Annotated in this window: 15 protein-coding genes; 8 read left to right on the top strand and 7 right to left on the bottom strand. The window is 68.4% G+C overall.

Translation table 11 applies throughout. The annotated features are described in order from the left end of the window. Positions 1-2 precede the first annotated feature (2 nt). From AB0F70_RS16550 to AB0F70_RS16520, 7 genes are all read right to left on the bottom strand, one after another. Positions 3-578 carry a hypothetical protein gene (locus AB0F70_RS16550; RefSeq protein ID WP_357450135.1) on the bottom strand — a complete coding sequence of 192 codons (576 nt, stop codon included), beginning with the start codon at positions 576-578 and terminating at the stop codon, positions 3-5. Positions 579-804: 226 nt separating this feature from the next. After that, positions 805-4,248, bottom strand: coding sequence for a helicase-related protein (locus tag AB0F70_RS16545; protein ID WP_357450132.1), 3,444 nt, complete (start codon positions 4,246-4,248; stop codon positions 805-807). 80 nt (positions 4,249-4,328) lie between these two features. Continuing rightward, positions 4,329-7,790 carry a Swt1 family HEPN domain-containing protein gene (locus tag AB0F70_RS16540; RefSeq protein WP_357450129.1) on the bottom strand — a complete coding sequence of 1,154 codons (3,462 nt, stop codon included), beginning with the start codon at positions 7,788-7,790 and terminating at the stop codon, positions 4,329-4,331. Next, positions 7,790-10,645 carry a DUF1156 domain-containing protein gene (locus AB0F70_RS16535; protein WP_357450126.1) on the bottom strand — a complete coding sequence of 952 codons (2,856 nt, stop codon included), beginning with the start codon at positions 10,643-10,645 and terminating at the stop codon, positions 7,790-7,792. Before AB0F70_RS16535 ends, AB0F70_RS16540 begins: the two co-directional genes overlap by 1 nt. A 138-nt stretch (positions 10,646-10,783) precedes the next feature. After that, positions 10,784-12,274 carry a hypothetical protein gene (locus AB0F70_RS16530; RefSeq protein ID WP_357450123.1) on the bottom strand — a complete coding sequence of 497 codons (1,491 nt, stop codon included), beginning with the start codon at positions 12,272-12,274 and terminating at the stop codon, positions 10,784-10,786. Positions 12,275-12,367: 93 nt separating this feature from the next. Continuing rightward, the gene (locus AB0F70_RS16525) at positions 12,368-13,633 is read right to left on the bottom strand and encodes a hypothetical protein (protein WP_357450120.1); all 1,266 of its coding nucleotides are present in this window, start codon (positions 13,631-13,633) and stop codon (positions 12,368-12,370) included. After that, entirely contained in the window at positions 13,630-15,546 is a 1,917-nt protein-coding gene (locus tag AB0F70_RS16520) for a hypothetical protein (protein ID WP_357450117.1), read from the bottom strand. The genes AB0F70_RS16525 and AB0F70_RS16520 overlap by 4 nt, the downstream gene beginning before the upstream one ends. A 57-nt stretch (positions 15,547-15,603) precedes the next feature. On the opposite strand from AB0F70_RS16520, the gene AB0F70_RS16515 reads away from it, so the two are divergent. From AB0F70_RS16515 to ndk, 8 genes are all read left to right on the top strand, one after another. Next, positions 15,604-16,947 carry a folylpolyglutamate synthase/dihydrofolate synthase family protein gene (locus AB0F70_RS16515; RefSeq protein WP_357450113.1) on the top strand — a complete coding sequence of 448 codons (1,344 nt, stop codon included), beginning with the start codon at positions 15,604-15,606 and terminating at the stop codon, positions 16,945-16,947. A gap of 134 nt (positions 16,948-17,081) precedes the next feature. Further along, on the top strand, positions 17,082-18,077 hold the full coding sequence (gene dhaK / locus AB0F70_RS16510; RefSeq protein ID WP_357450110.1) for a dihydroxyacetone kinase subunit DhaK: 996 nt from the start codon (positions 17,082-17,084) through the stop codon (positions 18,075-18,077). Between the two features lie 45 nt (positions 18,078-18,122). After that, positions 18,123-18,806: a dihydroxyacetone kinase subunit DhaL gene (dhaL, locus tag AB0F70_RS16505; RefSeq protein WP_357450107.1), complete on the top strand. Its 684-nt coding sequence runs from the start codon at positions 18,123-18,125 to the stop codon at positions 18,804-18,806. Continuing rightward, positions 18,803-19,546: a dihydroxyacetone kinase phosphoryl donor subunit DhaM gene (gene dhaM, locus AB0F70_RS16500; RefSeq protein WP_357450104.1), complete on the top strand. Its 744-nt coding sequence runs from the start codon at positions 18,803-18,805 to the stop codon at positions 19,544-19,546. Before dhaL ends, dhaM begins: the two co-directional genes overlap by 4 nt. A gap of 58 nt (positions 19,547-19,604) precedes the next feature. After that, positions 19,605-20,306, top strand: coding sequence for a TetR/AcrR family transcriptional regulator (locus AB0F70_RS16495; RefSeq protein ID WP_357450101.1), 702 nt, complete (start codon positions 19,605-19,607; stop codon positions 20,304-20,306). 58 nt (positions 20,307-20,364) lie between these two features. Next, the gene (locus tag AB0F70_RS16490) at positions 20,365-22,038 is read left to right on the top strand and encodes an MDR family MFS transporter (RefSeq protein WP_357450098.1); all 1,674 of its coding nucleotides are present in this window, start codon (positions 20,365-20,367) and stop codon (positions 22,036-22,038) included. After that, positions 22,035-22,475 carry a DUF4233 domain-containing protein gene (locus AB0F70_RS16485; protein WP_357450094.1) on the top strand — a complete coding sequence of 147 codons (441 nt, stop codon included), beginning with the start codon at positions 22,035-22,037 and terminating at the stop codon, positions 22,473-22,475. Before AB0F70_RS16490 ends, AB0F70_RS16485 begins: the two co-directional genes overlap by 4 nt. 100 nt (positions 22,476-22,575) lie before the next feature. Further along, positions 22,576-23,049, top strand: coding sequence for a nucleoside-diphosphate kinase (gene ndk / locus AB0F70_RS16480; RefSeq protein ID WP_357450091.1), 474 nt, complete (start codon positions 22,576-22,578; stop codon positions 23,047-23,049). Positions 23,050-23,223: the final 174 nt, after the last annotated feature.

Below are 23,223 nucleotides of genomic sequence, written 5' to 3'. Positions count from 1 at the left end.
GTCTAGCGCGGGTCGGACGAATGACGGCGCGCATCGATCTGCTCACTGATGAGTGGTGTCACTCGCTGCTTCCACGCACTGCCGTGCTGCCAGCACCAGGCAATCGCGTCTGCGGCCCAGAGCAAGGCATCCTCGTGCCGGTCGCGGTGCTCGTAACGTACGGCGGTCTTGTTGAGCTCCTCGAACAGCCAGCGACGGTCGTCGCGTTCGACCGTCTGGTCTCGTTCAAGGACGATCAGTGCAGCTTCGAGCATCACCGCTTGTCGGGCGAGAGCACGGATCGACGCCTCGCGGGGACGCTTCTTGGGGTCGGTGCGGTTCGTGATGATCATGGCATTCGCATCGTGAACTGTCAGAGCGTCGATCACGGCTGCTCGCTGAGCATTGTTCGCCTTGTGGAAGTGAATGCTCCGGCTTCCGCGTGCGCGTAGGTTACGCAGCGAGGCGCGCAGCTTGTGCACGTCGCGCGGTGGGACGAACACCACGGCGAGGACGTAGCCGCGGGCTTTGGTCTCATCGACATACACGTTGCTGCCCAGCGGAATCTTGTTCGCCTCGATCGGCTCGGGCTCTGTCACGGTTCTGATCCTTGAACGAATGAAATGACGAGAAGGCGAGCCCCTCGCAGGGGTCTCGCCTTCTCGTAGGTTTTCAAGGACCCTACCCAGGTGCAGAGGAGTTGTCGCGACGAGCTGATTGAGATCGAACAAGGCAGCGACGGCACGAACCCCGTCTCGGTGTTCGCTTCCAACTCATCCGACCTGGCATTCATACGTTCGCCAGCGCGACGCTGCTATCGAGCGATCACCGTGGTGCGCCGCCCATACGCCAGAGCTTCCTCCAGTCCTTGACGTATTTGGTGGTCGTGAAGTCGTCCGTGTCAGTGTCGTCGAACGCGTTCGTCACGTACCGGACGCGGTCCTCGCTGGCCGGTCCAGCTGACACCTCGACGAGCGCGAGGCGGTGCGTTTCGCCGAGGTTCTTCGCGTGGATTACCTCGTTCTTCGTGACCGTGAAGTCGTCGGCACCCACGATCCGTCCCTTGACCTCGATCTGGACCACAGTTCCGTCGGTGCGTACGGACCGGATGTCGAACCCGGGATTGTTCGGTGGCATCTCGAAGGGCTCCGCGTCCAGGCCACGCTCGGCGGTGAGCACGGCGTCGACGGCACGTTGTTCCACGCGGGCCGTGTCCTTGGGGTGGTGCGGAGCTTCCCGACCTTCCCTGCGTGCTCTGGCCGGATCCATACCGGCAGGAATGACGAGCGCCGAGCCGCGGATGTGCGGGACCTGAGCCGTCAGCTGCTTCTCCAGGTCGAGCGAGGCCATGCGGTTCGCGAGGCGTTCCTCAAGATCTCGGGCTCTCCGGTAGGCAGTCTCGGGGCGCATCCGGGCGGATCTGCCCGTCGCGAGCAGGTCCTTCAGCCGGGCTGACTCGCCGTCCCAGTGGCTTATCTCGGAAATCAGTCGAGAACGCACCGCGGCATACGTCTTCGCCACGCGTCCGGCTACAACTTTCAGTACTCCCTCGAAGTGTGCAGGCAACGTGTTCTCAGTAGCCCATTCCAGGGCGAACTCCTCGGCGCCACGATTGAGCCAGGGCTCGCTGTTGGCGGTCTTCGCGATCGTCGAAACCCGCTGTGGCAGTGGTTCGTAGTCGAGGTACGGCGCCGGTCCTCCCGGACGAGCGAGGCCGTCGGGGGTGAGCTCGGTATAGGCGAACCGCCGGGAGATGGTTGCGCCGTGCCCGTTGTTGATCGACTCGGTGGTCGCGACGAGCAACCACGGCTCGGTCGCCTCGGAGTCTGCGTCGAAGAGCACAGTGCCCTGTTCGAGGGTGGGGCCGAGGTCTTTGATGGTGAGGTCGACGACGGCGTCCAGCAGCGGGTGACCTGGGGCGAGAAGCTCCGCCAGCGGGCGGCCCGGTTGGCGGATCTCGCCGCGTTCGAAACACACCCGTTCGTACCGGTCCAGGACGTGCTGGGCACCCGTGCCCGTGTCTGCGCGACGCAGACGTTCTGGAACGCGCGTGATCTCGTAGCGGCCGGCCTCGCGTCCGGTGATCCTGCCGCCCAGACGCTTGAACGCGGCGTGAAAGAACGCCCTCAGATAGTGCGGTTGAAGCCGCCGAGCCTGTGCCAGCTCAAGCTGCCGAGCAATCTCCGCCGAGTCCGCGAGCGTCAGAGTCTCGACGTTCAGGGCTCGTTGGGCCAGCAGTTGCTCCAGCCCGTCACCAACGGCGGCATCGATCACCTCTTCCAACCTGGCGCGCACGTCCGGCCGGTCGCCGTAGCGGATCGCCTCGAGGAGCAGCTGGCGCAAGGGCTGGTTCTCGAACGCCTCACCGAGGACGTCGAACACCTGCCCGCCGAAGTCCTTGCGCTGCCGTTCCACCTTGGTGAGCAGCCGATCGAAGACGTCACCCTCACGTGTCCCAGCGGCGTACAGGTTCCACAGGTGGCACGTCTCGGTCTGTCCGATGCGATGGATGCGTCCGAACCGTTGCTCGATCCGGTTGGGGTTCCACGGCAGGTCGTAGTTGACCATCAGGTGCGCTCGCTGCAGGTTCAGTCCCTCACCGGCCGCATCGGTGGCGACCAGGACCCGTACGTTCCGGTCCTGGGTGAACCGTTCGGTCGTGTTCCGGCGTGCGTCGCGGGGGACTCCACCGTGGATCGACACCACGGCACCGGGGTCGCCGAACAACATGGCGACCTGGCGAACCAGATACGTCAGCGTGTCCCTGTGCTCCGTGAAAACGATCAGCTTGCGCGGCTCCCCGCCGGGCGTCGTCACCACGCCCTGCTCGGTGAGGATCGAGCGCAGCTCGGTCCACTTGCGGTCGGTTCCCGACAGGCGAACTCGCCGTGCCAGGTCGACCAAACTGTCCAGAGTGACGATCTCTGCCCGTAGCTCCGCTACGGTGCGGGCCGCGGTCGCCGCGTCGAGCACCTCGTCCTCGAGGTCCTCCAGCTCGGCCGCGTCCAGGTCGTCGAGCCGGTCGTCGATCGTCTGGTCGTCCCAGCCCACGGTACGTGCTGACGGCACGACCGCGGCTCGAGTCCCGGAGACACCGATCTCGTCGACGCGGGACTGCAGGCGGTCGCGCCGTCGCTCCAGGCTCCGCAGGATCGCCTCCGGGCTCGATGCCAACCGCCGCTGCAGCACTGTCAGGGCGAACCCGACGGTGCTGCGGCGCTGCCCGTCCAAGGTCAGCCGGTCGGCACGGCCCATCTCCGTGCCCACGTAGGTGGTCACCGCCTCGTAGAGCTCGCTCTCACCCGCGGAGAGGTCATAAGGCACTGTGTAGGCCCGCCGCTCGGGGAACAGCGGTCGGCCGTCCATCGTGAGCAACTGTTCCTTGAGCATGCGGCGCATCAGATCGTCAGGGCTCGGCAGCGCTTCGTCGCCGCGTGGGCGACCTTCGAACCGATCAGCATCCAACAGGGCGAGGAAGAGCTGGAACTGGTCAGCGTGCCCCGAGTGCGGCGTCGCGGTCATGAGCAACAGGTGCCGGGCTACGTCGCCGAGCACCTTTCCGAGCTGGTATCGCTTCGTCTGCTTGAGCTCTTGGCCGGACCAGCTCGCCGACATGCGGTGTGCCTCGTCCACGATCACCAGGTCCCACTCGGACCGTTCCAGGGCATCCAGCAGTCCCTGATGGCGGGAGAGTTGGTCCATGCGAGCGATCAGGCGCGGGTACTTTGCGAACACATCTCCCGGTGTCCTGGCCGCGTCGACCGCCGACTTGGTGAGCACCTCGAACCGTAGGTCGAACTTCTGCACCAGCTCGTCCTGCCACTGCTCGACCAGTGATCCGGGAGCCACGATCAGGCACCGTTCCAGGTCGCCCCGGAGGTCGAGCTCCTTGATGTACAAGCCGGCCATGATCGTCTTGCCTGCGCCGGGATCGTCCGCGAGCAGGAACCGCAGCGGTGTGCGGGGCAGCACCTCTGAGTACACAGCCCTCAGCTGGTGGGGGAGCGGGTCCATGTCGGACGTGGACACTGCGAGCATGGGATCGTGCGACGCCGCGTACCGGATGCGAAGGGCCTCCGCCGCAAGGCGCCAGTCCGCGGGATCCGCGTCGAAAGCACGCCCGGCAGGCAGTTCGATGTTCAGACGTGGCTCGTCCGATCGCCGCAGGACGGCGTCCCCCGTCACGCCGCTCGACTCTCGATAGGTCAGCTGCATCGCCGACCGTCCGATCCACCGTGTGGCGATCACGGTGACCGGACTCCCGGTCACACCTCCTACCCGGACTCCCGGCACGAGGGCGTCCAACCCTGTGGTGAGTACGGGTTCGGCAGCAGAGGGCGTCGTGTCGGTCACTCGCTCTCGAAGCCCTTCTGGTCCAGTCCCAGCGTCTCCGCGTTCTCCCGGACGGTACGGATCGTGTGCTCCGGAAACCCGCCCGGGTTCGTGGCCTGGATATCCACGGTGATCTCGATCGCCGTACCCTCCGCCGCGGTCAACGCGCTGATCAGCTCCTCGCGGAGCAGGTTCCAGTCCTTGACGTAAGTGACGGGGTCGAGAGTCTTGGTCCCGTAGAACCTGCGCAGCATCCCGCCGGGACGGCCACTCGCCCCGTGTTCGACGTCCGTGTCGTCGCCCTGACCGTCCGGTTCGCCCCGGGACACCGCGGGTCGGGGAATGGCTCCGGTGTCGCTGGGCGCGCTTCTGGTCGCGGGCAACAGCGCATATGCCGTGGCGGCGGTCGACGTCTCCTCGGCACGTTGAGTCGTCGCTCTGTCTGGCCGAACCAGGTACCAGGTGTCCGGAACGATCGCCGGTTCAGGAACGTCGCCAGGAATCCAGAGGCCGATGTAGCGCCCCGTGGACTCGTCCAGCCCGGCGGCAAGGGCGAACCCCTCGTCCTGCCACATGAAGGACCCGGATACCGCGAGCACCGCGTCTTCGAGGACCGAGCGTGAGGTGAGGCGCTGCAGGTAGGGGTACTCGGTGTACCAGGACCACAGGTCGCCCATGCACACGTGACCGTTTGCCCAGGCGTTCGATAGAGGACCGGTCAGGCGCATGTGCAGCAGAGCGAGCCCGAGCTGGCGCACCAGGAGACCCTCGGACGTGATCTTCTCCGCGACCCGCTCGGCCAGCGTGCCGCGACCCTCCCCGATGCGGATGAAGTGATTCTCTGGATGCCCGGACGCCTCCTGCACAGGGACCAGGGCCGCGGTGAAGGTGGAGCGAAGGCGGACGTCGACCGCGGCCTTGAGCCGTGCGACCCGCGTCCTCGCCTGGTTGGCCTGCGGAATCGTCAGCGCGAGCGACTCGGGGTCGTCGGCGATCGAACGCCAAGCCATGTACTCGCGGATTACGCCGTCCAGGTCGGGCATACGTCCGGCGTCGGCGCAGACCATGACCAGCATGTTCCGGTGACGGCGCTGGGTCGTGCCGGACCGGGTGAGCAGCTCCGCAGCGAAGGTCGCGGCCGACGACGCCTTCTCGTGGGACCACATGAAGCGGGGGTGCAGGACTGCCAGCCGCAGCCCGCCGTCGTCCGGTACCTCGGCGGTGTCCTGGACCCCGCCGTGCACGCCGGCGAACGTGTCCTTGGTCCGAGCATCGGCATGCAGCAGGTCGGTGATCTCCGCGTGAACGTCGGCCTCCAGGTAGCCGGCTGCACGCTCGGTGGCCAGACGTGCCACGGACGCGGATCGGTCGTACCAGAACCGGTCACCGTCCTCGTAGAAGTAGGTGGCGCGCTGGCCCAGCAGCTCGCGGGCGTCGCCGATATGGCTGAGAGCGTCGCCGGGCACCGCGGTGCCGAGTCGTACGTGCTGCTTGTCCAGACCGCGGTGCGCGGTGCCGACGGTGCCGATGGACCCGACGAACACCGTCCGGGCGATTCTGCGAGTCAGCGCCCGGTTGCCGAACGAGGGGCGTTCGGCGTCGATCGCCGCGGGGGTCGAGGTCTCTCCGTCGACGTCGGCCTCGACCACCGTCTTCCAGGAGTCGTCGAGGAGCTTGGTGATCTCACCGGTCACCTCTGGTGTGCCGATCGGTACGGTGCCGGGCGTGATCAAGGGCGACCGGTCGTCGGATACCCACAGTGCGTGGATGACGTGGCTCATGAGCTGCAGCACGCCGCGGGTGCGCTGGAACTTGGGGAGCGTGGACCAGTCCTCGTAGAGGCGGTCGAAGAGCTCGGGGTGCACGGGATACGCCGCCCGGACGCGAGCCTCGTAGCCGCTGGTGGTCGTGTCCGAGGGGAACATTCCGCCGTTGTCCCGGTAGAACTTGATGTACTGCTTGGAGACGGCGGCGATGTCGGCCAGCGCCGCGGCGTCGGGCTCCTCGAAGAGGCGACGGCGCACGATCTCGAACGACTCCACGTTGTTCGCCGGCCGCCAGTCGTCGGCGGTGCGCCCGATGACCTGCTGGAGCCGTTCCAGCGCCGCTGTGCCGTTGGGCCCGCCGACCTCCAGCGCTGACCCGCCGCCTCCGTTGTCCAGGGTGTCCGACGCCGGGATGGAGACCACCAGCATCATCCCGGGTGTGGTCTTGGCCAGCTCGGTGAGGTGCTGGGCGAAGGTGAACTGGGCCTCGAAGGTGCCTGCGGGCAGGTCGTCGCGGCCGACCAGCAGCCGGGCGTAGGCCACCCACTCGTCGATGAGCACCAGGATCTTGCTGCCCGACGCGATCGTGTCCTGAACGAGGCTGCTGAGGGCTTCACCCGCCGGTACGCCGAGCTCGTCGGAGTTTCGGACCCGCTCGTAGGCGGCGAGTCGGTCGGCAGGGTCGGGGCCGCCGAGCTGCCAGGCGAGCTCACCCCACAGAGTCCGGATCCCGGGGCGTCCGTTTTTGGTGTTGGGCTCGCCGGAGGAGAGCCAGGTGCCCACCAGGGCGACGCGTCGGACGTCGAGGTCGCCCAGTGGATCTACGTCGTCGGAGAACTCCGCATCGGGCAGCGCCTCGTGGACCAGGTCCTGTATGCCCTGGGTCAGGCCGCGCGACGGCGTCCGGGAGAACAGGTGGTACAGCGCGAGCATGGAGTGGGTCTTGCCGCCGCCGAACTGCGTCTGCAGGTTCACCACCGGACTGCCTGACTGCCCGGCCAGCCGTTCCACGGCGCGGCGCAGCAGCTCGTTCAGCCCGCTGGTCAGGAATGTGCGCGCGAAGAACTGGGCGGGGTCGGTGTACTCGGGCGCGTCCTGGGCGGTGCCGGTGGCGACCGCGTGCAGGTCGGCCGCGAACTCAGAGGAGGAGAACCTGCCGGTGAGCACGTCCCGGTGCGGTGTGACCACCTCGCGCCACGGCTTGATGGTGGTCCCGGCCACGGTGGCGGTCGCGGCCACCGCTGTGGTCCGCTGCCGCAGGACGTTGCGGGTCTGCTTCTCGAACACCTCGCGCTGGTGCATCTGCCGCAGTTCGGCGACGGCCGCGGCGTCATCGACGGCGCCGATGGCCTGCAGCAGCCGCTCAGCGGTGTCGAGGATGCGGTGCGTGTCGTCGCTGGACAGCTTCTCGCCGTGGAACGTTGCGTTGGATGACTCGCGGAGTTCGGAGGCTAGGGCCGCCTGGGCACGCGACAGGTCGTTCCGGAATACCTGCCAGCGCTCGGTGATGACTCGCAGCAGGAACCGTACGTCGTCTCGCGAGTGCGTCCGGGTGGAGCCGAACTTGGCCGATTCGGCGGCAGACATGAGCTCTACCCAGTCCTTGCCTGCGGGGACCTGGGTCCTCATGCGCATGTCCACCCATGGCGCGATGCCGGACTGCAGGTGGTCCAGCCCGCGCATCGCCTTCTCGCGGTTCGTCAGGGTGGTCATCAGTGGTCCCCCTCGGTATCGCGCACGGTTTCGAAGTCGAAGCCGCCCTGAACGGGCGCGGACTGGATGGTGCGGGAGGCGGCGACCATGTCGGCCCAGGCTCCGCCGATGCCGTTGAACAGGCCGGCGGTCGGCGCGTCCTTGGTCTCTAGGAGCTCGTAGAGGCGCAGGGCGAGGCGTTGGATGTCCTCCAGCGAGATATGGGCGCTGGGATGGTCGGTGATCGAGGCCATGAGCTTGGCCGCTCCCGCGCGCCCGTCCGTGGCATACGCGCGGGCCAGTTGGCAGGTCGCTTCCCAGAGGGAGATCCGGTCGTCGCGGGACGGATTCCACGCGGAGTCGAGCTCCTGTGGCTTGACCAGGGCGACCCTGTTACCTCGGGAGGTGATGACGCCGCCGCGGGCGACGCCTTCCACGCTGATGCCGAGCGGCACTGCCAGGGATTCGGCGTCGCCGTACGGTCGGGTGGACCAGCCGTAGGACGCGAGCCAGTCCAGGCAGAAGCGGGTATCGGCGTCGAGGTCGCCGTCTTGCTCGGACTCGAAAGCGTCGAATGTTCGATTGATGAGGGCCAGAGCGGTCTTTACTGGCATGGGGGTGCCGTCTGCTTCCAGCACCCGGCTGTATCGGGAGTAGACGGCCATGCCGGGGCCGAGGATGGTCTGCCGCAGGTCGGCAGGGGCGATGGCACCTTCGCGGATCTTGGGTAGAGCGCTTTCTAGTGCCGGGCGAAGTGCGGCGAGGAATCCTGAGCGATCCGTTGCGGGAGCGCTCGCCTCGCGAGGGCGAAGCGCCAGGACGATGGAAGAGGCGAGGGCGTTGGTGCCGCTTGCGATCATGCGATTGGCCATCTCGGAGCGAACTGGCCACGTAGCGGTGATGCTCCAGCCCTGGCGGATCATCCCTTCAAGGAACGTTGACCAGCCTGTGCTGGCGACACCTTCTTTCTCTAGTTCGGCCTGCTTGAACGCGTAGAAGACGGTGATCGGGTAGTCCCGGTTTGCCGACTCACGCGCGCGGCCGAAAACGTGCTCAAACCCGGTCTCGAAGAATCTCTCTGCGGCCTTCTTACCGCCGTGTCGGTACGGGTTAGCGACTAACTCCTCGGCCTTGGGGACCAGCATGGTGCCGAAAAGGTCGGGGTAGATCGGGCGCAGCGCGCGACGGAGCCATACATAGAAAAAATCTGAGAGGTCGCTGTATCCAATGTTGTCGTAGTAAGGCGGATCGGTGCTTATGACGACTCGGTCATAGGACCTAGCGCTGGCGTCTGCTTGCGTGACCGAGGTGTCTGCGCTCCCGACAAGTTTCTCGATACTCTCGGCCGTCCAGAGTAGTGAATTGGTGAACGAGCCTGTGTTGTTTCCCAGTGCTGCAACCTCGGAGTAGTCCCACAGCATCGGCAGCGCCTGGCGCGAGAATGTCGAGCTGGTCGATTCGCGGGACACGTACCAGTTCACGAGCGTGGAATTCCTGTCAGTCATCTTGCTGACGATGGCTCCGAGGTAGGTAGCAACCGCGTCGGCATAAGCCTCCGCGCCGCTGCCGTCATCGACCAGACGGTTGCCGGCGGGAAGACCCACGTTGCGAGCGTCCTTGAGTACGTGTTCGCGAGCCTCGGTCACTAGGTCACTGAACGTGGTAAGTGCAGTGAGTTGGCGATTTGTGAACAAATCTACCCACTCGGTCAGGCCATATGTGTAGACGTTGATGCGGCCTGGCCAGTTGAAGATCGGACCAGGTGGCGTGTCGTTGGGCTTAGGTATAGAAGCGGCTTCGGCCTGTCTTTCGCTCGGTGCCAAGTAGATCCGTTGTCGCTTGCCCTCCGCGACCACGGCCATGAGCTGTGCGCCCACGCGCTTTGCTCGGCCTTCAGAGCGTATATATCTAAACTCAACTGCGGTGTCGCAATTTATGCACGTGGCACCATGGCGCCCGACAGTGCCGTCGTCGGCCCCTCGGGGTGCCCTTTCTTGGTCGTGCCCGATCGTGAAAATTACGCTCTTTCCCGAGGCCGCCGAGGCATCGTCGACCACCGACGCGACGACGTAAGCTTCCTTGCCCTTCTTCTTCCCGAGCCACCAGGAACGCACCAGCGGCATTCGGATGCCGCACGCAGGGTTAGGACACGTGACGGCACGAGCCCAGATCCAGGCGATGACGGTCGCCTCAGTGTGCTTGCCGGTGGGGGTGCCATTGGCGGCCAATACGGGGACCTGCGCCTTGGGGTACAGGTGGCCGATCCGTTCGGCAGCACGGTCCCGCATCCAAGCGCCATAGCGCCGCACGTCCTCCGCCAGTCCGGTAGCGCGCGGCCACCCGGTGGTGCGCTGCTCAGCGTCGGGGGAGACCGGTGCCTGCCCGGCGAACTTTGGCGGGATCTCGATAAGTGCCTTGTTGATCAGAACTGCCACGGGGTTCAAGTCGCTTGCGTGCGCCTCCAGGCCCAGGCGCTGTGCCTCCAGCGGGATCGTGCCGCCGCCGGCGAACGGGTCCAGGATCACCGGCGGGTTTCCGCCCGTGGACCTCATGATCTCGGCGTGCGCCTCGGCGTAGAGGCGTTCATCGCCGATGTTCTCCCACTTCACCAGCCGCCGGATGATCGCGTGCAGGCGCTCGCGCTCAGCCTTCTGGCTCTCCTCGTCTGGGAACGCCGGGTCGTCGATCGGATCGTCCACGAGCTGGGCGAACAGCACCGCGCGAGCCGCTGCGAGCGGCCGACGGGCCCACCACAGGTGCAGCGTAGAGGGGTGGCCGTGACGGATGGATTTCTCGCGCGCCGACTCGGCGTTGATCTCTTCGAGCGGAATCGAGACTTCGATGAGCTTGCGGCGCCAGTGCCCCTGCTCGGTCATTTGGCCACGATATGGCGATTTGACTGACGTAAGCGGGTGAACTTACGATATATGGGTTAAATGTGTCATGAAATATTAATGCATAGACATTGGCTAGGTCGATGCTGGCGTAGCCCGATGTAGCGCACCGCCTCCGATTTAGGGCTCGCCACTCGCATACAGGTCCGCCGCATCAACCAGTACAAGACTCTCGTCCGTCTCCGCGCGCTCACGAAGCTCCGGCGTGAATCCGGCCGCGCTGACGCACAGCACGCGTGCGGTCTCGGCGCCGGGCTTCCCCTGCGCGCTGAGCAGCGAACGGACATGGGCAAGTCGGTCGACATGGCCTCGGCCCATCACGTCGCCCCACTTGACCTCGCCGATCGCCAGGAGCGGCCGAGATCCGTCCCTGTCGTTGTGCCCGAAGGCGGCGACGTCGATCTCATGGCTGGTTCGAGCCGCAGGATCATTGACCACACCTGCCCCGACAAGGTTTGGTAGGTCGCTCAGCAGGTCTTCGGGCGCGAGGTGTCTGACCCAGTGGCGCACCACGTGCTCGAAGTGAGGTCCGAGCACGTTGCCGGTGAAGCGGCGTTGCGCTGCGCGCCACAAGCGCGAGGCATCGCGGGTGTGCTCCAGGTCGGACCAGATGGGGCGCATGACGGCGTGATGGAAGGTGATGAGCGGTTCGGCGATCCGGAAGTTCGTTCGGTTGCCGCGGAACACATCGGGCTCGTGAACGATGAGCCCGCAGTCTTCGAGGATCGTCAGGGGGTGGGCGAGATCCCCGGACTTGCGTCCGAGATAGGACGCGATGTGACCCCGCGTCGTGTTCCCGGAGGCGATCGCTGCCAGCACGGAGTGGTAGACGGCGGTGTCGCGCAGGTCAGGCTCGTCGGCCAGGAGATAGCGGGCCTCGCGGAAGAGCGGACTCGTCGGCGAGAGAACCGTGCGAACCGCCCACGGGTCGAAGTCGTCCGGGCCCTGAGGTGTGTCATCGCGAGCAAACTCTCGTCGATAGGCCGGGGTTCCCCCGACGATCGCATTCACCTTCAGGGCGGTCACGGGGTCCTCGACGGCCCAGAACTGGGCGGCGAGTTGGTGGTCGAGTGTCGGTACGACCAGCTCGAGGGCGGCTCGCCCGCGCAGAGGGGCGCCGCCGCTGAGCAGCTTGCCCATGAACGACATCGCTGAACCGCAGAGGAGCAGCCGCGTGCGGCTCTCGTCACGCTCCTGGCGCAGTGGCGCCAGCGCGTTCTGGATGATCGAGGGCAGGCGCGGGTTGGCGCGTACCAGGTAGGGGAACTCGTCGATCACGACTGGTGTGGCACCGTCTCTGCCCAGTGTGAGCAGCACGTCCACCACTTCGCTCCAGTCGCGGAACGTCAAGGGTGCGGGAGCCCCGAGGTGGTCCGCCAGAGCCGCGCCGATGAGCTGCAAGGACTCGGCGTCCGTGGCTTCCTCGGCTGCGAAGTAGAACCCGCCTGTCGCCTGGCACAGCGCGCGCAGCAGGAAGGTCTTGCCCTGGCGTCGCCGGCCGGACACGATGCCGAGCGATGCGCCGCGGGTCGAGTCTTGGACGAACGCGCTCAGAGCGGCCCACTCGCGATCGCGGTCGAACATCTCGGCAGGTCGGCGCAGGTCTGACATGGGAGCCTCTTTCATAGGTGTACTTATCATAACTGTACTTATGAAAGTCTCGCAGCGCTGTGTCAGCCCCTGGGTGTGCGATGCGCGGCGAGCTCAGGCCGACGGCGGAACGAACGCTGTCTCGGTCGCCACGTCCAGCACGTCCAGCGCGATGGCCACGTAGGACTGGGTGCCGATCATGAGGCACCCGCCGCCCAGTGTGCGCGCCGCCTCGACGCCGAGAGCGAGCGCGGTCCGCGCGTCCAGCACCTTGTCGTACAGGGCCTCGGCCTTCGTGAACGTCAGGTAGTCGTCCGCTCGTGAGGGGATCACCCGCTCAAACCCGCGCAGCTCGGCGAAGCACGCCGCGACGTCCTTGGTGTCCGGGAAGCTGGCCACCACCGTGTCGAGGCGGCCGTGCCACCGGAGGTAGTCAGCCACGGTGGCGGCGACGCCCTCGGGCGAGATCGCGCCGTCGACCATCACGGGCACACTGCCGAGCGTGTGCCGACTCAGCCGGCCCGGGACCCGCACACTCGCCAGCGCGGTCGAGGCGCGGGCATCACCGACGTGCCAACCCAGAGCGGAGGCCACCGCTCGGGCCGCCGTCTCCCCGGCCACGGCATTCAGCCGGGTGATCGGCGCAAGACCTGCCGGCGCTGACGTCGGCGAGTCCGCGGTCACGGTCACCAGCTCGGCGCCGAACCTCGCGGCCGTCTCCTCGACGATCGCCGTCACCTCGGCGTCCTGCGCGACCGTCACGATCGTCCGCGTCCCGGGGCCTACGACGCCGAGCAGGTCGCGCGCCACGTCGTCGAGCGTGGGGCCCAGCAGCTCGCCGTGCTCGTAGAACACCTTCGTCACCGCGACGACGAGAGGCTCGAACAGGCTGATCTCGTCGGATCGTCCGCCGAGTCCCTCCTCCAGCACGAGTACGTCAGCGCCTCGCGCGGCGGCCCAGGCAGCACCCGTGATCGTGAACGACCCGGTGGGTGACAGGTACCCGTCGCCCGTCGGCGGGACCGACATCCGAGCTCGGGCCAGCGCTTGGGAGACCCGCTCGTACTCGTCGAGCGAGATGGCCTGGCCGTCGAACCGCATCCGTTCGCGGTTCGTCCGCAGGCCGGGGGAGGAGACCAGCCCCACGTGGGCCCGACGGCTGTTCTCGACCAGAGACGCGGAGAGTGTCGCGGCTGCGTGCACAGCCGTCGTTCCCTTGCCCTTCGAACCCACCACCGCGAGCACGGGAGGTGTGGCGTCCCACGTGCCCATGGCCTGGCCCACCGCGCGAGCGCGAGCCAGGGACCGGCGCGTGCCGGGCTGCTTGGTGCTCCACTCCTGGAAGAAGGGTGCGTCTCCGGGAAGGTGCTGGGCGGTCACCCGCCTACCTTCTCACCGCCTCGACCGGCTCCAGAACCGTGTGTCTCGACAGGGCCTGGCATCTGCTCGACCCAGTTCTTGTCCACTCGTGCTCGGCTCCGAGGTTGCGGGATGCGCAGGCGGGCGAGCGCGAACACCGACATCACGGCTGTGCCGAGCCCGAGGGCAGGCCAATGCGGATCGGGCAGGGCAGCACCGGCGAGCACCAGGCTCGCCAGCGGCACGACCAGTGAGTTGAGGTTTCGCACCAGTACGGGCCGCAGGCGGCGGCGGACCGTCACGACTGTCGCGACCGGCGCGCCCAGCTGGTCGCGCAGACGCGTCGACATGCGGACCGTCGTGTGTGGAGAGATCCCGTCCGGCAGGTCCGGCCAGAGCCGGTTGACCCGCTGCACCTTCTTCATCGCCTCGGTGAGGGATCCGGTCATCGGCGGGTCGTGGTCCGCGACGGCGAGCGCGACCACTTCGCGGCCACCCCACCGGACCAGCACCTGCTGGCCCGACTCGACACCGATGCGGTCGAAGACCGCCGGGTGCAGCGTGACGATCGGCGCCCCGTCGTCGCCGGCGTGTGCCTGGATCACCCGGGCCGAGAACTCGGGCGCGCGGAAGAGCGCGCGCCACAGCCGTTCCATGGCGCTGTCCACGGCTTCGCTCGCCCGTTGGACCCGCTTGGCGGGTAGGTGATGCCTGATCACTGCCGGCTCTGCGGCGACCAGCGCGACGACAGGGTTGTCCGTCGCGCCGTCCGAGGCGGTGAGGAGCCGAAGCTGGTAGGCGAGCCGGACGGTGCCCGGCCGGACATGATCGCGCGGCACCGCATGTACCCACGCTGTGACGCCATCCTGCACCAGCAGATAGGTGCCCGGTTTGATGTCCTCCGGGTTGACCTGTACCTCATCCGCGCCCGGCATGTCATCGACCAGGGCTGAATAGGTCCGCAGCTCTGTGATCGCTGGCACCCGCAGCGAGACCGACATGGCACCGCTCACGGCGGCGCGCAGCCGGCGGCTCACACCGACCTGGCTGGGGGAGATGTCGCGGGCCGACTCCGGGATCCCGTCGGCATCCGCGCTCCAGGCCCACGCCACGGTGGCGTGGTGGTCCGCGATGACCGTGACGGGCACCGGTCCGTTCGTCCCGGCGAGCAGGTCCCGGTGCACGACGGCGGTCGGCAGTCCGGAGGCGATCTTGACCGGCACTGTCGTCAGGTCGGACGGCGTGGGCGAGGCAAGCCGTCCGATCGCGGTGACCAAGGCTGTGATGAGACCAGAGAGCGCCAGCCCCTTCCCCGACGGAGGTCGCAGGTGCGCTCCGATCTCCACCTGCACCGCCGGGATGCCGAGCTCCTGCGCGAAGGCCGTGACCGTGGTCGGCCGCATGGCGTCGAAGACAGCGTTCGTGGTGACACGCAGGCCGCTGGTGCTCAGAGCGGTGACGACTGCGGAGGGAGCCGGTCCCGTGCCCGTACCGAGGTCGACGTCGGACTCCGTACGACTCCGCATGCCGTGCAGGTCGATGACCACGGTAGGCCGTAGGTCGGCCAGCCGTTCCTTGAGCGGGTGCTCCTCGTCGTAGTTCGCGTCCCCGGGTGTGGCCAGCGCGACGAGTGCCGTGCAGCCGGTCACCTGAGCGAGCAGGAGGGCGAGGCCGCCCGTGCCGCGGTCCGCGACCTTCTGCGCCCCGGCACGCTCATGGTTCGTCGCATGCGCGGCGGTCACCACCACGTGCGGGTGCGTCGACCCGGTGATCTCGAGCAGACCTCGTGTCGGCTCCGACACATTCCCCGCGATCGACGAAGGCCAGGGTGGGCCTCCGCCGTCGTACCCGTCCTGGCTGAAGATCTGCTCCAAAGCCAGCCACCGGGCCACGAGACCATCGGCCGTGTCCGCCGTCTGCTGCTCGTCCGACACCTGCTGAGCCCCCGCACGAGATCGGCAACGTTGATTCCGGAACCCTATCCTCGTCACGTGGACGAAGCCTTTGAAGCAGTACGCCGCGAGATCGCGGCACGAGCCCCTGAATTCGACATCGACCCCACCATGGCCCGCGTCGAGCGCGTCCTGGAGCTGCTCGGCGACCCGCACCGCGCCTACCGGACCGTCCACGTCACCGGGACCAACGGCAAGTCCTCCACCGCCCGCATGGTCGAGCGCCTCGTCCGAGAGCACGGCCTGCGCACCGGCCGGTTCACCTCCCCGCACCTCACGAGCGTCACCGAGCGCATCGCCGTGGACGGCGAGCCGCTCACCCAGGAACGCTTCGTCGAGGTGTTCGAGGACGTCGCGCCCTACATCGGCGTCGCCGACCGCGAGTCCGAGGAGAAGGGCGGGCCGCGCCTGAGCTTCTTCGAGGTGCTCACCGTCATGGCGTTCGCCGCGTTCGCGGACGCGCCGGTCGACGTCGCGATCATCGAGGTCGGCATGGGCGGCGCGTGGGACTCCACCAACGTTGTCGACGGCGAGGTCGCCATCATCACGCCCATCGCCATGGACCACGAGCGCTGGCTCGGCTCCACCCTCGAGGAGATCGCCACCGAGAAGGCCGGGATCATCAAGGACGGCGCCGTCGCGGTGATCGCGGACCAGCGCGACGACGCCTTCGAGCCCATCCTCGCCCGGGCACGGAGCGTCAACGCCCATCTCATCCGTGAGGGCGTCGACCTCGAGGTGGTGGACCGGCGCATCGCCGTCGGCGGACAGCTCATCGACCTGCGCACGCCCGCCGGCGTCTACACCGAGATCTTCCTGCCGCTGCACGGCGCCCACCAGGCCCACAACGCGCTGCTGGCGCTCGCGGCCACCGAGGCACTGATGAGCGGTGGGCGTGCGCTCGGGGCGGAGATCGTCGAGGCGGCGTTCGGCGACGTCGATGCTCCGGGCCGGCTCGAGGTCGTGCGGACCAGCCCGACCGTGGTGGTCGACGTCGCGCACAACCCCGCGGGCGCGGAGGCCCTGGTGGATGCGCTCGAGGAGTCGTTCAACCTCGTGCACATCGTGGCGGTCGTGGCGGTCATGGCGGACAAGGACGCCGAGGGGCTCCTGTCCGTGCTGGAGCCCACGGTCGCGGAGATCGTGGTGACCCGGAACTCCTCGGAGCGGTCGGCGAGCCCGGAGGACCTCGCGGTGGTCGCGCGGGAGGTGTTCGGCGAGGAGCGAGTGCACCTGGCCAACCGCCTCGACGAGGCGCTGCAGCTCGCGGCCGACCTGGTCGAGGCCAACGACAAGCACGGCGGCGGCGTCGGCACGGGCGTGCTCGTGACCGGATCCGTGGTCACGGTCGCGGACACCCGCATCCTGGTCGGCCGCGGCTGACCGATCGTCGCGCCCACAACGAAGGCGGCGGGTGCTGTACTCGTGGCGACGTTCTGGTGTTACATGAACTACAGGGGACTCGTGTGCGGGCCCGGCGTCAGCGCCAGGCCGAACGGCCCCGCGAGGAGGTCGCCGTGAAGAAGCTGCTGAACGATCCCGCCGATGCCGTAGCCAACTCCCTGGCCGGTTTTGCGCTCGCCCACGCCGACCTGGTCCGGCTCAGTACGTCGCCGGTGTTCGTCGTCCGTGCGGGCGGCGCGGTGACCGGCAAGGTAGGCCTGGTCAGCGGCGGTGGTTCGGGGCACGAACCGCTGCATGCGGGCTTCGTCGGCGACGGCATGCTCGACGCCGCCGTGCCCGGCGCCGTGTTCACCTCACCGACCCCGGACCAGATCCTGCCCGCGATCCAGGCGGCCGACGGCGGAGCGGGCGTGCTGACGATCGTCAAGAACTACACGGGCGACGTGCTCAACTTCGAGACGGCGGTGGAGCTCGCGGAAGCAGAGGGCATAGCGGTCGCCTCCGTGCTCGTGAACGACGACGTAGCCGTCCAGGACTCCCTCTACACCGCCGGCCGGCGCGGGGTGGCCGGGACCGTCGCCGTCGAGAAGATCGCCGGAGCCGCCGCCGACCGGGGCGCCGACCTCGCCGGGGTGGCCGCCGTCGCCGAGCGCGTCATCGCGAACGTGCGGTCCATGGGGGTGGCCCTGGCCGCGCCGAGGGTGCCGCACGTGGGTCGTCCGAGCTTCGACCTGGGCGACGACGAGATAGAGGTGGGGATAGGGATCCACGGCGAGCCGGGTCGCCGTCGGGTCCCCGCAGCCGACGCCGATACGGTCACGGAGATGCTGCTCACGCCCGTCGCGGACGACCTCGCCCTGGCCCGCGGCGAGCGAGTGTTGCTGTTCGTCAACGGTATGGGCGGCACTCCGCTGTCCGAGCTCTATGTGGTCTATGGTCGGGCGCGGCGCCTTCTCGAGGAGCGCGGCGTGACCGTTTCCCGTTCGCTGGTGGGCAACTACGTGACGTCCCTCGAGATGCAGGGGGCATCGGTCACCGTCCTCCGTCTGGACGACGAGCTGGAGGCACTCTGGGACGCGCCGGTGACCACTGCGGCACTCCGGTGGTAGCTCCCTGGCAATGAGACTGGCGATGTGACACGAAGGGTTCCGGACATGGCGTTGGACGCGGACTGGGCCGAGCGATGGGTTCGCCGCACGGCGGATGCGATCGCGGACGCGAAGGACGAGCTCACCGAGCTCGACCGGCAGATCGGCGACGGCGACCACGGCGAGAACCTGGACCGGGGCTTCAAGGCGGTCGTCGCACGGCTCGACGACGCCGCGGCCGAGCCGGGGCCGGCCGGCGAGCGGACGGTCGGCGACGTCCTGAAGCTCGTCGCGACCACGCTGATGTCCACGGTGGGCGGCGCGGCGGGCCCTCTGTACGGCACGGCGTACCTGCGGGCGGCCAAGGTGTCGGGCCGGGTGCAGATCGACCCGCCCGCGATAGTGGCCGTGCTCGAGGCCGCGCTCGAGGGCGTGTCCTCGCGCGGTAAGGCGACGGTGGGGGAGAAGACCATGGTCGATGCCTGGCATGCGGCGGTGGACGCGGCGGAGGCCGCGGCGAACGACGGCGGCTCCGAGCTGGACGTCCTGCGGGCCGCTGCGGAGACCGCGGACAAGGCGGCGACCGCCACGATCCCGATGATCGCGACCAAGGGCAGGGCCTCCTATCTCGGTGAGCGCAGCGCCGGGCACGAGGACCCGGGCGCGCGGTCCACCGCGCTCGTGCTGGGCGCGGCGCTGGCCGCCGCCCTCTCGGGACCGACGTCGGCCGACCCCCGCAGCGCGGCATGACGGCGCGCGTTGCACTGGTCCTGGTCTCCCACTCCGCAGAGCTGGCCCGCGGCACGGCCGAGCTCGCGGCGCAGATGGCGCCCGACGTCCTGATCCGCGGTGTGGGTGGTGGGCCCGACGGCGGGCTCGGCACCTCGCTCGACGCGGTCCAGAAGGCGCTCGGGGACGTCCTGACGACGCTCGCGGACGGCGCGGGCGGCGGCGTCGTGGTGCTCGGCGACCTCGGATCGTCCGTCCTCACGGTCGAGGCGGCGCTGGAGCTCGACGAGTCCCTGACCGAGCACGTGGTGCTGGCGCGCGCACCGTTCGTCGAGGGCGCCGTCGCCGCGGCGGTGACGGCCCACGGCGGTGCGGACCTGGCCACGGTCCTGGAGTCGGCGAACGCTTCGGTCCGGATGTTCGCACCGGTCGAGGCGGCGCGGTCGCCCGAGGCGGGCGGTCCGCCGTCGGACGGCGAGGCGGGCGGCGCAGCGGGCGGCGAGTCGGAGCGCTCGCGCACCGTCACCGTGCGCAACCCGCTCGGCCTGCACGCACGGCCGGCCGCGCTGGTCTCGCGCAAGGTGGCCGAGCTCGGTGCCACCGTGACCATCGACGGGGTGGACGCCTCCAGCGTGCTGCAGCTCATGGCGCTGGGCGCGACGCAGGGCCGTGAGCTGCGCGTGGAGGCGACAGGGGAGCGGGCCGCCGAGGCGGTGGCCACGGTGGTGGAGATGATCCACGCCGGCTTCGGCGAGGTGTGACTGCCGTCTCAGCTTTTTGCAGTTGATGAATTTTTGCGTGGGGTGCAAGAATTGAGGCATGGCCCCCACCACCCCTTCGCGTGCCGGTACCGCGCCCGCTGACGCCGAACCGCGCCCGGACGTGCGCGAGCTCGCCGCCGCTCCCGAGGGGACGCCCGTCGAGCAGGGGCTGCGCGAGCGGAAGAAGCGCGCCCGGCGTGCCGCCCTGATCGACGCGGCGCAGCTGCTCGTCGCGGAGCACGGCCTGGACGCCGTCACCGTCGAGATGATCAGCGCCGAGGCGGGCGTGTCGGCGCGCACCTTCTTCAACTACTTCGAGTCCAAGGACGACGCGGTGCTCGGCGCGGAGGACACGGGCCTGTCCGAGGACGTCGTCCGGACGTTCGTCGACGGCGGCCCCACCGGCCGGCTGCTGTCCGACCTGGAGGCCCTCTGCGCCTCGCTGCTCACGCCGCATGCGGAGGCGCACGCCCGGGTGCGGCGGGCCATGGACCTCATGCAGCAGGAACCTCGTCTGCTCCAGCGCCACGTGATCTGGATGGACCGGCACAAGAAGCAGCTCGTCGAGCTCTTCGAGGCCCGCCGTGCCGTCAAGCCGTTCAGCACGGACAACGAGCTGCTGACGATGCTCGTCCTGCTCCTGCTCCGGACCGCGCTCGTCGCCTGGGAGCACGCCGAGTACGCCGGCAACCCCGCCGACCACCTGCCTTCCGCCGTCGCGCAGCTGATCGACGTCGTCGCGCGCGACCTCGACTCCTGATCTTCCGCCCGCACTCGGCTACCCCCAGCTCTACCTGATCCCCAGAAAGGCACCATCCATGAGCCACGCCGTCACCACGGCGCCGGACAAGCCGCTGGTAGTTCTCAACCAGCGCACGATCTGGCTGATCTTCGGGGCCCTGATGGCCTCGATGTTCCTGTCCTCCCTGGACCAGACTATCGTCGGCACCGCCATGCCCACCATCGTGGGCGAGCTCAACGGCGTGGAGCACCAGGGCTGGGTCATCACCGCCTACATCCTCGCCATCGCCATCGCGATGCCGCTCTACGGCAAGTTCGGTGACCTCTACGGGCGGCGCTGGCCGTTTCTCGTCGCGGTCGCGCTGTTCGTCGTCGCCTCCATCGGTGGCGGCATGGCGCAGACGTTCGAGTCGCTGGTGGCCTGGCGGGCCGTGCAGGGCCTCGGCGGCGGTGGCCTGATGATCCTGTCCCAGGCGATCATCGCGGACATCATCCCGGCGTCCGACCGCGGCAAGTACATGGGCCCCATGGGCGCCCTGTTCGGCATCTCCGCCGTCGCGGGACCGCTGCTCGGCGGCTGGCTCACCGACGGTCCCGGCTGGCGCTGGACCTTCTGGATCAACGTGCCCATCGGCATCGCCGCGTGGGTCATCGCGTACTTCGCGCTGAAGCTGCCCTCGCACCGCTCCAACCGGCCGACCGACTGGGGCGGCATCCTCACGATGGCGCTGGGCACCACCGGCATCGTCCTGCTGACGAGCTGGGAGTCGCTCGGCAACGACGGCTACGACTGGTCCGACCCGATGCTGCTCGGCCTGCTGATCGGTACGGCGGTCGTCGTCGGCCTGTTCGTGCTCATCGAGAACCGCGTGTCCGAGCCGCTCATCCCGCTGCGGCTGTTCAAGAACCGGACGTTCACCATCACCACGCTCATCGGCCTGGTGCTCGGCATGGGCATGTTCTCCGCCATGTCGATGCTGCCGACGTTCCTGCAGATGTCGAGCGGCGCAGGTGTCACCGAGTCGGGCCTGCTGATGCTGCCGATGATGGCCGGCGTGATGCTGACCTCGATCGCCTCCGGTATCGCGATCTCGAAGACCGGCCGCTACAAGATGTTCCCGGTCGTCGGCCTGGCCGTCACGATCCTCGGGATGGTCTGGCTGACCACGCTGCGGAGCGACATGCCGCTGTGGCTGTTCGGCGCGATGATCTTCGTGCTCGGCGCCGGTATGGGCCTCATCATGCAGACCATCGTGCTCGCCGTGCAGAACTCGGTGGACCCGCACGAGCTGGGCACCGCGACGTCGTCGAACAACTTCTTCCGCGAGATCGGCGCCGCGGTGGGTACGGCGGCGTTCACCACGGTGTTCACGTCGCGCCTGTCGGAGAACCTGCAGGGCGTCTTCGCGGATCTTCCGGAGGGCAGCGCGCCCGCCGGCGGCGGCTCGGGCCTGACCCCCGGGATCGTCAACCAGCTCCCGGAGCCGCTGCGCACCGACGTCGTCGACGCGTTCGCGAGCTCGCTCGCCCCGGCCTTCTGGTACCTCGTGCCGCTGGTCGCCGTCGGCCTGGTGCTCGCGCTCTTCCTCAATGAGGTCAAGCTGTCCAACGAGGCAGGCATGATCGCTCGCGGTGAGGCGGTCATGGAGGACGCCGCCGGGGACGCCGCAAAGGGCGCCGCCGGGGACACTGCCGAGGGTGCTGCCGAGGGCTCCGCGGAGGGCAAGGGGACGGATACCCTGGTCCGGTGAGCAAGGATCAACCAGCCCCCGGTGACCGCATCAAGCCCAAGAAGTCCGCGCTGGTGCAGTTCACGTCGACCACGCTCCTGCTAGAGGTCTTCCTCGTGATCTTCGCGACGCTGGCGGTGTGGGGCCTGCGCGACTCGGAGTTCGGCCGCGGGCCGCTCCAGATCGAGTCGAGCGCGGCGATCTGGGCGCTGGGCGGTGTCCTGGCCGTGGTGCTCGTGATCCTGTCCCGTGCCCAGGGCTCGGCCGCCGGCCGGGCGGCGGGCACCGTCGCGCAGATTCCGGTGCTCGCCATGGGCCTGCTGGTGCCGATGATGTTCCTGGTCGGCGGGGTCTTCGTGGTGCTGTGGATCTACGCCCTGCGCCTCGGCGCCCGGGTCGACAGGGAGCGTGCGGAGTACGACGCGGCCCACCCCGAGACGGCCCCGAACGCGGGCTGAGCCGCAGCCCGATCGACCATGCACCTGCTGCCACGCCGGGTCCCGGTCTGGCAGCAGGTGCATGGTCATCTCACGGGGCGAGCGCGGATAGGGTTGTTCCATGACCGACGTCGCAGAGAAGACCCTGCCCACGGAGGCCTCGACGCAGCCCGTGGCCGAGCGCACCCTCGTCCTCGTCAAGCCGGACGGCGTCCGTCGCGGCCTGTCCGGCGAGATCCTGCGCCGCATCGAGGCCAAGGGCTACACGCTGCGGGCCGTGCAGCTCAAGGACGCCACCACCGAGCTGCTCGCCGCGCACTACGCCGAGCACGAGGGCAAGCCGTTCTACGCCCCGCTGGTCGAGTTCATGATGTCGGGCCCGGTCCTGGCCGTCGTGGCCGAGGGCCAGGGCGTCATCCCCGGCTTCCGCTCGCTGGCGGGCGCCACGAACCCGACCGACGCCGCCCCCGGCACCATCCGTGGTGACCTGGGCCGCGACTGGGGCACCAAGGTGCAGCAGAACCTCGTGCACGGCTCGGACTCGACGGAGTCCGCGGCGCGCGAGATCGCCCTCTGGTTCCCGGAACTGGGCTGACCCGCTCCACCCCTTGCCGAAGTAGTCGTCCGGCGAAGTAGACGTGCAGCGAGGTAGTCGGCCGGTACACGCTGGCTGACCGAGCTCGATCACGAAGACCCCTATGGCGATCAGGACGATGCCTGCGGTCATCCGCCAGGTGAGCCTCTCCTGGAAGAAGACACGCGCTCCGAC

It is taken from the genome of Promicromonospora sp. NPDC023805, assembly GCF_040639635.1.
Lineage (GTDB): Bacteria > Actinomycetota > Actinomycetes > Actinomycetales > Cellulomonadaceae > Promicromonospora.
This window is presented reverse-complemented; position numbering and strand designations above follow the sequence as displayed.

What these genes read in the sequence shown, in the direction of transcription:
- ndk (WP_357450091.1), top strand. Translation starts at nt 22,576, where the DNA reads ATGACCGACGTCGCAGAGAAGACCCTGCCCACGGAGGCCTCGACGCAG.
- dhaL (WP_357450107.1), top strand. Translation starts at nt 18,123, where the DNA reads ATGGCGTTGGACGCGGACTGGGCCGAGCGATGGGTTCGCCGCACGGCG.
- dhaM (WP_357450104.1), top strand. Translation starts at nt 18,803, where the DNA reads ATGACGGCGCGCGTTGCACTGGTCCTGGTCTCCCACTCCGCAGAGCTG.
- AB0F70_RS16540 (WP_357450129.1), bottom strand. Translation starts at nt 7,790, where the DNA reads ATGACCACCCTGACGAACCGCGAGAAGGCGATGCGCGGGCTGGACCAC.
- AB0F70_RS16530 (WP_357450123.1), bottom strand. Translation starts at nt 12,274, where the DNA reads ATGTCAGACCTGCGCCGACCTGCCGAGATGTTCGACCGCGATCGCGAG.
- AB0F70_RS16535 (WP_357450126.1), bottom strand. Translation starts at nt 10,645, where the DNA reads ATGACCGAGCAGGGGCACTGGCGCCGCAAGCTCATCGAAGTCTCGATT.
- AB0F70_RS16495 (WP_357450101.1), top strand. Translation starts at nt 19,605, where the DNA reads ATGGCCCCCACCACCCCTTCGCGTGCCGGTACCGCGCCCGCTGACGCC.
- AB0F70_RS16490 (WP_357450098.1), top strand. Translation starts at nt 20,365, where the DNA reads ATGAGCCACGCCGTCACCACGGCGCCGGACAAGCCGCTGGTAGTTCTC.